Source organism: Vibrio ouci (genome assembly GCF_004551525.1).
Taxonomy (GTDB): domain Bacteria; phylum Pseudomonadota; class Gammaproteobacteria; order Enterobacterales; family Vibrionaceae; genus Vibrio; species Vibrio ouci.
The window spans coordinates 1-1,855 of sequence record NZ_SATR01000149.1; the positions used below are offsets into that span (position 1 = coordinate 1).

1 protein-coding gene is annotated in these 1,855 nt (G+C 42.2%); it reads right to left on the reverse strand.

Going from position 1 to position 1,855, the window contains the following annotated elements:
- Positions 1 to 1,396 precede the first annotated feature (1,396 nt).
- Positions 1,397 to 1,687: a hypothetical protein gene (locus tag ELS82_RS24560; RefSeq protein ID WP_134837725.1), complete on the reverse strand. Its 291-nt coding sequence runs from the start codon at positions 1,685 to 1,687 to the stop codon at positions 1,397 to 1,399.
- Between the last annotated feature and the right edge of the window lie 168 nt (positions 1,688 to 1,855).

Consider the following 1,855-nt stretch of genomic DNA (forward strand, 5'->3'; position numbering starts at 1 on the left):
TGAATCTGTGGGCATGACTTCCCTGCTTTTATGTCCACACTTCGGGCAAACTAACTCCGATTCCAATACTATTTTCACGAGAGTCTTTCCTTCATTCTGAGCTCTTTCTAAGCATAGAACCTCAGTAGCAACATAACGCCCAATTAAGTTGTGAGCAACGCTGCCAAAGCACTACAAAAACTTCACCTTAATCACTCAACAAATTGAAACCGAAAGTGCCGAGCGTTGCGAATCAGCTTGAATTGTTTGTTAGGCAAATTTTTCGTTTACTCACTTACTTGGTTTGAAAACAGAATACCTTAAACACGATAAGCAACCAATCACCCACTGACTTTTTGTGATTCAAGAACTACTAAAGCCACTATGTTACAGCCTCACGTTCAACGCTCACGAAACACAGCCTTTCAGCGATTAAGCTGCTTTTGAATCTGAGAAGCTCAAAGCTGAGGACTAGCCACAAAAACGAAAGCTATGATTGCCCCGCCCTTCCCACACTTTAAGCCAGGGAAATTCACCACCAACCAACACTGAAACTCAATGAGGAAACCCACGAAATTTGGCATGTTTTACGGTCGAAGAGGTTCAAGAATTTAAGCCGACAATGCTGAATTGCCGACTTTGAGAAACGAACTGCCAGAGGGAGCAAGAAGATTAAAACAAAGAACTTTTCTGCCCTTTGCCTAACGCCCAATTAACGTGTGAGCAGCGCATACACTGAACTTGAATACTGCGCCGTAAACGCTAAATTCAACCCGAAGTGAGAGCGCCAAGCGTTGCGAATCACTGTTGAATTGTTTGTTATGTTTTACCACAAACATATGATTTACTTGAGAAAGAACTGCTATTTCTAACTAATTTTCTGAAGCAAACCACAAGGTTGAAACCAACTTGACCGACAAAGGCGACCAACCTAAAACGTGTAATTCCACTTCCCTGCCCAATGAGGTAACCCGACCAAGAAACAACAAGCGCCCTATCTTTTCAACCAAAGCGCAAAACAATGGCAAATTGCCGAGGCAACTGCCAAACCAAAATGCTGATTGGCTAAGAACCTAAAAGCGACTTTGAGCCAGTTAAACAATAAGCCAACCGCCACGACCTGACAATGAAGCAACCCGCGAACATTGGCATGTTTTACGGGCTGAGAAATTCAAGAACTTAGATCGACAATGCGGATTTGCTGAGTCTACTAGGGACGGATTTCCAGAGGGACAAAGAACTAGAGCCTAAGACATTTAAGCCTTTGAAATACAAGTAAACATAACGCCAAATTAAGTAGTGAGCAACGCTGCCACCTACCAAAACCATTGTGCCGTAATCACTTAAGCCGATTCAAACCGAAAGTGCCAAGCGTTGCGAATCTGCTTAAATTTATTGTTAAGAGTATGATTGCAACTTAATCTACGTATTTTCTTTTATTCTTATTCTCCGAAAGAGTCATATCTAACGACCCATCTAAACACCTTCCATTGCGACGAGTATTCAACTCATGTTTAGCTTCTTCTGCGTGTTTCTGGGCAGTTTGTTGCTTCAGCTTCTGACAAAAGGTGCTTTCATCTGGAAAATAATATGCTTGCTCCGCTAACTTGACTTCGCGAGCTTCTTTCGCTGCTTGAAGACGCTCAGTTATTTTAGCCCTCTTAGCTCTATTCTCAGCGATTTTTAGTTTTAACTCTTCTTCATTCATACGATTTCACCAAATACTCTTAACGCCCAGTTAAGTAGTGAGTAACGCACTGAGTAAGCCTCTGCAAACCGCCTAAAACACCAAACACAACGCATAGTAAATTCGCCGAGCGTTACGAATCTGCTTGAACTGTTTGTTAGGCAAATTTTGCTACGCACTCATTAACTT

Bases quoted from the DNA above. Each gene is read 5' to 3' on its own strand.
- ELS82_RS24560 (WP_134837725.1), bottom strand. From the start codon at position 1,687: ATGAATGAAGAAGAGTTAAAACTAAAAATCGCTGAGAATAGAGCTAAG.